Source organism: Alloalcanivorax gelatiniphagus, assembly GCF_005938655.1.
Taxonomy (GTDB): Bacteria; Pseudomonadota; Gammaproteobacteria; order Pseudomonadales; family Alcanivoracaceae; genus Alloalcanivorax; species Alloalcanivorax gelatiniphagus.
Genome location: NZ_VCQT01000021.1, coordinates 25472 through 32609 on the forward strand (window position 1 = coordinate 25472; position 7138 = coordinate 32609).

A 7138-nucleotide genomic window follows, 5' to 3' on the forward strand; every position below is an offset into this window, starting at 1 on the left:
TGTTAGCATGCCGCCACGGCGCTCGATAGGTGAAAAGGTTGAGGAGGACGAATGCTGTCGGATCGGTTGCACGCCTGGGTAGTGAATCTGTCGACCTGGTTGGCGTTCGGGTTGCTGCTGATGTTGTTCGTGCTGACGCTCACCGCCGCGGTGCTGTGGTTCCAGGACCGCTATCTGCAGAAATCCCACGCGATCCGCCGCAACTATCCACTGATCGGCCGGTTCCGCTATTTCTTCGAGCACCTGGGCGAGTTTTTCCGCCAGTATTTCTTCGCCATGGACCGGGAGGAACTGCCGTTCAACCGGGCCCAGCGCAGCTGGGTGTACCGGGCCGCCAAGGACCTGAGCAACACGGTGGCGTTCGGCACCACCAAGCAGAATACCCCGGGCCGGGTGATCTTCCTCAACACGCCGTACCCGACCCTGGAGAAGGACGCCGCCCAGACCCTGCCGCTGATGGTCGGGCCCCATGCCCGCCAGCCCTATGTGGCGCGCAGCTTCCATAATATTTCCGGGATGAGCTTCGGGGCGCTGTCCCGGCCGGCGGTGCGGGCCTTGTCCCGGGGCGCCGGCCACGCCGGCTGCTGGCTGAATACCGGCGAAGGCGGGCTCACCGAAATGCACCTGGAAGGGGGCGGCGATGTGGTGTTCCAGATCGGCACCGCCTACTACGGCGTGCGCGACGCGGACGGCGAGCTGAGTGACGCCCGGCTGGAGGAAGTGGCGGCGCTGCCCCAGGTGAAGATGTTCGAGATCAAGCTCAGCCAGGGCGCCAAACCGGGCAAGGGCGGCATTCTGCCCGCCGAGAAGGTGACCCCGGAAATCGCCCGCATTCGCGGCATTCCGGTGGGCCAGCCGTCGGTGAGCCCCAATGGCCAGCCCGGGGTGCGTTGCGCCGAGGACCTGCTGGACCTGATCGCCCGGGTCCGCGACGTGACCGGCAAGCCCACCGGCATCAAGACGGTGATCGGCTCCTGGCAGTGGCTGGAGGATCTGTTCGTGGCGATCCACGAGCGCGGCCTGGATAGCGCTCCGGATTTCATCACCGTGGACAGCGGCGAGGGCGGCACCGGCGCCGCCCCCATGTCGCTGATGGACGATGTGGGCCTGAACCTGGCCGAGTCCCTGCCGCTGGTGGTGGACCTGCGCGACGGCTTCGGCCTGCAGGAGCGCATCCGCGTGATCGCCTCCGGCAAGCTGATCAACCCGACCATGGTGGCCTGGGCCATCGCCATGGGCGCCGACTTCTGCGTCTCCGCCCGGGGCTATATGTTCGCCCTGGGCTGCATCCAGGCGATGCAATGCAACCGCAATACCTGCCCCACCGGCGTCACCACCCACAATCCACGGCTGCAGCGCGGCCTGGTGCCGGCGGAAAAAGGCCGGCGGGTGGCGCACTTCCACGCCAATCTGGTCAAGGAAGTGGAAACCATCGCCCATGCCTGCGGTGTGGGCGAGCCCCGCCAGTTGCGCCGCCACCATGCGCGCATGGTCAACGCCAATGGCGATTCCATGCCGCTGGAGGAACTGTGGCCGCCCATCGAGCCGGGCCTGTATCTGCGCCAGGGCCGCCCCAGCCTGCACGCGCCCCTGGCGCGCTTCCGGGTGGGCACCTGATGATCAAGAACCCGACACAAGGAGATTCCATTGGCTAACGATTTCGATCTGGTGGTGATCGGCGCCGGTTCCGGTGGCGTGCGCGCCGCCCGCATGGCCGCCGGCCACGGCGCCCGGGTGGCGATCATCGAGGAGCGGTTCTTCGGCGGCACCTGCGTCAACGTGGGCTGCGTGCCGAAGAAACTGTTCGCCTACGGCGCCGGCTTCGCCAATGAATTCCAGCTGGCCGCCGACTACGGCTATACCGTGGACGGCTGGTCCTTCGACTGGGCCACCCTGCGCGACAACAAAACCCGGGAGATCGCGCGGCTCAACGGCATCTACCGTCGCCTGCTCGACAATGCCGGCGTCACCGTCTTCGAAGGCCACGGCCGCATCGAAGGCCCGGGCCGGGTGAGCGTGGACGGCGACCGTCAGCTCAGCGCCGGGCACATCCTGATCGCCACCGGCGGCAAGCCGTTCGTGCCGGAGTTTCCCGGCAACGAGCGGGTACGCATCTCCGACGACCTGTTCTATCTGGACAAGCTGCCGGACACCGTGGCGGTGGTGGGCGGCGGCTACATCGCCAGTGAATTCGCCTCCATCCTCAACGGCCTGGGCGTCACCGTGCATCAGCTGTACCGCCGCGAGCTGTTCCTGCGCGGCTTCGACCACGATGTGCGGGTGTTCGTCGCCGAGCAGATGGGCGCCCACGGCGTGAAGCTGCATTTCAACACCGATGTGGCGTCGGTGCAGGAGCGCGACGGGCGCCAGGTACTGAACCTGACCGGCGGCGGCGAACTGGTGGTCGACGAGGTGTTCTATGCCACCGGCCGGGTGCCACGCCTGGACGGCCTGCTGGCCGACGGGGTGAGCCTGGACACCGGCGACAACGGCGCGGTGCGGGTGGACGACCAGCTGCGCACCTCCATGGACGGCGTTTACGCGCTTGGCGATGTGACCGACCGTCTGCAATTGACGCCGGTGGCCCTGGCCGAAGGCACCTGGTTGGCCGCCTGGCTGTTTGCCAAGGACAAGCCCCAGGGGCCGGTGGACTACCGGGATGTGCCCACGGCGGTGTTCTGCCAGCCCAATATCGGCACCGTGGGCCTCACCGAGGAGCAGGCCCTGGAGCGCCACGCCACGGTGCGTGTGTACCGGGGCCGGTTCCGGCCGATGCGCTACACCCTCGGCGATATCCAGGAGAAAACCCTGGTGAAACTGATCGTCGACGACGCCAGTGACCGGGTGGTGGGGCTGCACATGGCCGGTGAGGAAGCGGCGGAGATTACCCAGGGCTTCGCGGTGGCGATCCGCATGGGTGCCACCAAGGCGGACTTCGACGCCACCCTCGGCATCCATCCCTCCTCGGCGGAGGAGTTCGTCACCCTGCGCCAGGGCGAGACCGTCAGCCGCTGATCGTGGCTAAAGCCGCTCACGGCGGCGGCTTAGCCTTGCTCCGTAGGAGCGACTTCAGTCGCGATGTCACGATCAATGGTGGTGCCATCGTCATCGCGGCTAAAGCCGCTCCTACCGGAACCGCTCCAGGGTCACCGGCAGGCCGTCCTTGGGCACCGGCAAACTGGTGGTGTCCACCGGCATTTCGTAGCCCTCCGGCACCGACCAGCGCCAGCGCAGCAGCACCTGGTGCAGAATCGCCTTCACCTGCATGTCGGCGAAGTGCAGCCCGATGCACTTGTGGGCGCCGCCGCCGAACGGCACCCAGGCGAACGGATGCACCTTGTCTTCCCGGCGTGCCTCGCTGAACCGCTCCGGATCGAAGCGCTCCGGGTCCGGCCAGTATTCCTCCATGTAGTGGGTGAAGTAGGGCGCCACGGTGACGAAGGTGCCGGCGGGAATATAGTGGCCCTGGTATTCCACATCTCGCACCGTGCGGCGGGGCAGGGACGGCACCGGCGCGCACAGGCGCAGGGCTTCCTTGATCGCCAGGGTGATGCCTTCCAGGCGCTCCAGATCGTCGTGCTCGAGCTGCTCCTTGTTCAGGGCCAGGCTTTCCTGGCGTAGCCGTTCCTGCCATTGGGGATTGCGGGCCAGCTGATAGAACAGGTTGGACAGGGTGATGGTGGTGGTGTCGTGGGCGGCCATCATCAGGAAGATCATATGGTTGACCACGTCCTCGTCGGAGAATCGGTGGCCGTCCTCGGTGGTGGCGTGGCAAAGGGCGCTGAACAGGTCATCGCCCCGGCTGGCCCGTTTGGCCGGGATTTCCTCCCGGAACAGTTGCTCCAGAACCCGCCGCCCGCGCAACCCCCGGGACCAGCGCAGCCCGGGCACCGGAAAGCGCAGCAGGGCGGTGCCGGCCCGCACCGTGTCGACGAAGGCCCGGTTGATGCGTTCCGCCCTTGGCCCCAGCTGGCTGCCCATGAACACGTCCGTGGCCAGGTCCAGGGTCAGCTGCTTGACCCGGGGCAGCACCTGGATCGGCCCCTGCGCCGGCCAGGCCGCCAGGCCGTCGGCGATGCGCGGCCCCATCCGTTGCAGATAGCCCTGCAGCGCCGGCCGGGTAAAAGCCTGCTGCATGATGCGCCGATGCCAGCGGTGCTCCTCGAAATCCAGCAGCATGATGCCGCGATGAAAGAACGGGCCGATAAAGAAGTCCCAGCCGCCGTGGTTGGAGAACAGCTCGCCCTTGTTCATCAGCACGAACTGGTTGGCGTCGGCGCCCAGCATTTGCACGATGCGCAGCCCGAACAGGGAGGTCCAGGACACCGGCCCGTAACTGTCATAGCGGGCGCGCAACATGCCGACGGGATCGCGCAGGCTCTTCAGGGTGTTGCCGATCACCGGCAGACCCGGGTCGCCGGGAACCGGCTTGAGGGTACTGCCCGATGGCACCCGGGCCAGGGGGGTGACGGTCATGAAGATCGCTCCTTGATGGGGTAAACGCCATGTATATTTCGCCATGCTGGACCGCCGGGCAGCCGGCGGCAAGAGCAGGTAAATGACTTTCCGTTGTACATTTACCCGGCGATTCCGGCGCCGCTGGCCACGGAACGAACAATCCGCGCCAAGGGCCCGTCACAGGCCGCGGGGAGACGATCTTCAACCTATTGTTCACGCAGTTATCCACAGTTTCTGTGGACTATCCCGGCGCCGGGAAAATCTTGCGATACCGCCGACGGTCACGGCGCGCCGGCCTGGGAGCGGGGCCGGCGCATGTGTATCATTTTCAGCACGGTCAAATTCCGCCGGCCGTCCGCTGACGGCGGCGATCCACGGAGGAGAGTGCATGCGCAGAGTGGTGTTCAATCGCAAGGGTGGCGTGGGCAAGTCCAGCATCACCGTCAATCTGGCGGCGATCAGCGCCGCCGGCGGGCGCAAGACCCTGGTGGTGGACCTGGACCCGCAGTGCAACGCCAGCCAGTATCTGCTCGGCATGCAGGCCTACGGCCACGACAACGGCCCGACGCCGAACATCGGCACCTTTTTCTCCCAGAGCCTGTCGTTCAAACTCAAGGAGAAGGCCCCCCGGGACTATGTGCACACCACCCGTTTCGAGAACCTCTACCTGCTGCCGTCGGACGCCGGGCTGGGCGAGATCGAGCACCTGCTGGAGTCCAAGCACAAGATCTACAAGCTGCGCGGGCTGCTCAAAAGCCTTAGCCGGGAGTTCGACGAGATCTATGTGGACACGCCGCCGGCGTTCAACTTCTACACGCTGTCGGCGCTGATCGCCGCCGACCGGGTGCTGATCCCGTTCGACTGCGACGCCTTTTCCCGCAAGGCGCTCTACACCCTGCTGGAGAACATCCAGGAGGTGCGCGAGGACCACAATGAGGATCTGATGCTGGAAGGCATCGTGGTGAACCAGTTCCAGCCCCGCGCCCGGTTGCCCCAGGAACTGGTGGCGTCCCTGGAGGAGGAGGGCCTGCCGATGCTGGCCAGCCGGCTGTCCGCCAGCGTCGCCATGCGCGAATCCCACGAGCTGGCCACACCGCTGGTGAACTGGAACCCCCGCCACAAGCTCACCGAGGAATACCTGGCCCTGTTCCGCGAGCTGGCCGCCCGCTGAGGGCCGTTCCGGCATTGGTAAAAGCCCGTCGCTTGTACTATCTTGCGCGGGCTTTTTGATATGCGGGTTTGACCGGTCTGGAGGGACCTTATGCACACACTGACGCGCAGCGCCATGCTGGCCGTACTGTTGATGCCCATGTTCGCCCAGGCGGCGGTGCAACAGGCGGACCTGTCGAACCTGGAGCGCGAGCTTTGGCAGGTGCGCACCAACTTCCATATGTACGGCCTGATGGACGGCGACCGGGTCTACCTGAAGACCCTGGGCGAGCGGATCAGCGGGGTCAATGACGCCCTCGACGGCCTGGCCGCCGACACCGATCCGGAGAGCCCCTGGCTGGCCGACCTGCGCCGCCAATGGCAGGGCTTCGACGCCGACCCGGACCGGGAGCCGCTGCGGTTCGACCGGGTGCCCACCGCCATGGTGGAGCAACTGGACACGGTGGAAGACGCCGAGCTCGGTGATTACGACGACGTCCACGAGCTGCTGGCCCACCTGCAGCGCATCACCGCCGTCTACACCGCCATCGTGGCGGTGAACGAGGACCTGCCCGGCGAGGCGGAATCCGAGGACGACTTCCGCGCCCGGCTCACCGCCTTCGACGCCCACCTGGAGCAGGTGCGCCTTCACCACGACGGCGATACCCCGGTGGCCAGCGCGCTCAAGGAAGCCAAGGTGAAGTGGCAGTTCGTGCGCCCCTCGCTGGTCAGGTTCGGCGGCGACGCGGTGCCGTTTCTGGTGTACCGCTACAGCAACCGCATCGGCGCCGACCTGGAAGCAGCCATCACCCCCTGATCCCCTCGGCCAGGCTCCCTGTAGGAGCGGTTTCAGCCGCGATAACACCCACGGGAGCCCCTAAAACCACCCCTAGTCGGCGCGCACCGCCAACCAATCGGCGATCACCCGCCAGCATTGCGCCGGCGCCTTGCTGCCGGCGAATACCCCGGCATGGCCGCCGGGGGCCACCTCGAAGCGCTTCTCGGCGCTGCCCACCACCTTGAGGATCTCGCGGGCGGCGCGCACGCTGACAATGCGGTCGCTGGCGCCGCCGAACGCCAGCAGGTCCTGGGTCACATGGCCGAAGTCCACCCGCCGTTCGCCGATGGTCATGCGCCCGCTGGCCAGGCTGTTGCCGAGAATCATCTTCTCGATCACCTCGCGCACCACCGCGCCGGGGTAGTCCACCATATCGTTGAACCACTGGCCCATGGTCATGTACTCGGTGACATAGTCCCGGTCGCCGATATTGCGCACCAGATCCATATAGGACTGCACCAGCCCCGGTGGATTGGTGAGCTTGAACCCCAGGGACAGCAGATCGGCGGGGGTATGGAACAGCTTGCTGTCCAGCGGCTCCAGGCGGGACTGGGACCAGTCGTGGGTCTTCATGGCGGGGAGAGCCCCCCGGCCGGAAACCCCCCCCGAACGGGCGCCCCCTTGTGAAATTACCCCGCGGGCGGGGGGTGCCCGGGCGCGCGCCCCCGCCCGGGGGGGGGCGCCCCGCCACCA

At 66.8% G+C, this 7138-nt stretch carries 6 protein-coding genes; 4 read left to right on the forward strand and 2 right to left on the reverse strand.

Annotated features, from left to right (window positions below; translation table 11 throughout):
* Positions 1-51: 51 nt before the first annotated feature.
* Together FGS76_RS05495 and gorA are read left to right on the forward strand one after the other, a co-directional pair.
* The gene (locus tag FGS76_RS05495) at positions 52-1617 is read left to right on the forward strand and encodes an FMN-binding glutamate synthase family protein (RefSeq protein ID WP_138771628.1); all 1566 of its coding nucleotides are present in this window, start codon (positions 52-54) and stop codon (positions 1615-1617) included.
* A 30-nt stretch (positions 1618-1647) separates the two neighbouring features.
* Complete coding sequence (gene gorA, locus FGS76_RS05500) at positions 1648-3015, forward strand: glutathione-disulfide reductase (protein ID WP_138771629.1); 1368 nt, start codon at positions 1648-1650, stop codon at positions 3013-3015.
* A gap of 111 nt (positions 3016-3126) precedes the next feature.
* Here gorA and FGS76_RS05505 read toward each other — a convergent pair whose 3' ends face one another.
* A complete protein-coding gene (locus tag FGS76_RS05505; protein WP_138771630.1) occupies positions 3127-4476 on the reverse strand; it encodes a cytochrome P450 in 1350 nt (449 codons plus the stop codon).
* A 370-nt stretch (positions 4477-4846) separates the two neighbouring features.
* Here FGS76_RS05505 and FGS76_RS05510 point away from each other — a divergent pair, with 370 nt between their 5' ends.
* Positions 4847-5629 carry a ParA family protein gene (locus FGS76_RS05510; protein ID WP_138771631.1) on the forward strand — a complete coding sequence of 261 codons (783 nt, stop codon included), beginning with the start codon at positions 4847-4849 and terminating at the stop codon, positions 5627-5629.
* Between the two features lie 90 nt (positions 5630-5719).
* Complete coding sequence (locus FGS76_RS05515; RefSeq protein ID WP_138771632.1) at positions 5720-6424, forward strand: hypothetical protein; 705 nt, start codon at positions 5720-5722, stop codon at positions 6422-6424.
* A 72-nt stretch (positions 6425-6496) separates the two neighbouring features.
* On the opposite strand, the gene FGS76_RS05520 is transcribed toward FGS76_RS05515, so the two are convergent.
* On the reverse strand, positions 6497-7018 hold the full coding sequence (locus FGS76_RS05520) for a hypothetical protein (protein WP_240692432.1): 522 nt from the start codon (positions 7016-7018) through the stop codon (positions 6497-6499).
* Positions 7019-7138: the final 120 nt, after the last annotated feature.

Coding starts and splice junctions, on each gene's coding strand:
- FGS76_RS05520 (WP_240692432.1), bottom strand. CDS start 7,018: ATGAAGACCCACGACTGGTCCCAGTCCCGCCTGGAGCCGCTGGACAGC.
- FGS76_RS05505 (WP_138771630.1), bottom strand. CDS start 4,476: ATGACCGTCACCCCCCTGGCCCGGGTGCCATCGGGCAGTACCCTCAAG.
- FGS76_RS05510 (WP_138771631.1), top strand. CDS start 4,847: ATGCGCAGAGTGGTGTTCAATCGCAAGGGTGGCGTGGGCAAGTCCAGC.
- FGS76_RS05515 (WP_138771632.1), top strand. CDS start 5,720: ATGCACACACTGACGCGCAGCGCCATGCTGGCCGTACTGTTGATGCCC.
- FGS76_RS05495 (WP_138771628.1), top strand. CDS start 52: ATGCTGTCGGATCGGTTGCACGCCTGGGTAGTGAATCTGTCGACCTGG.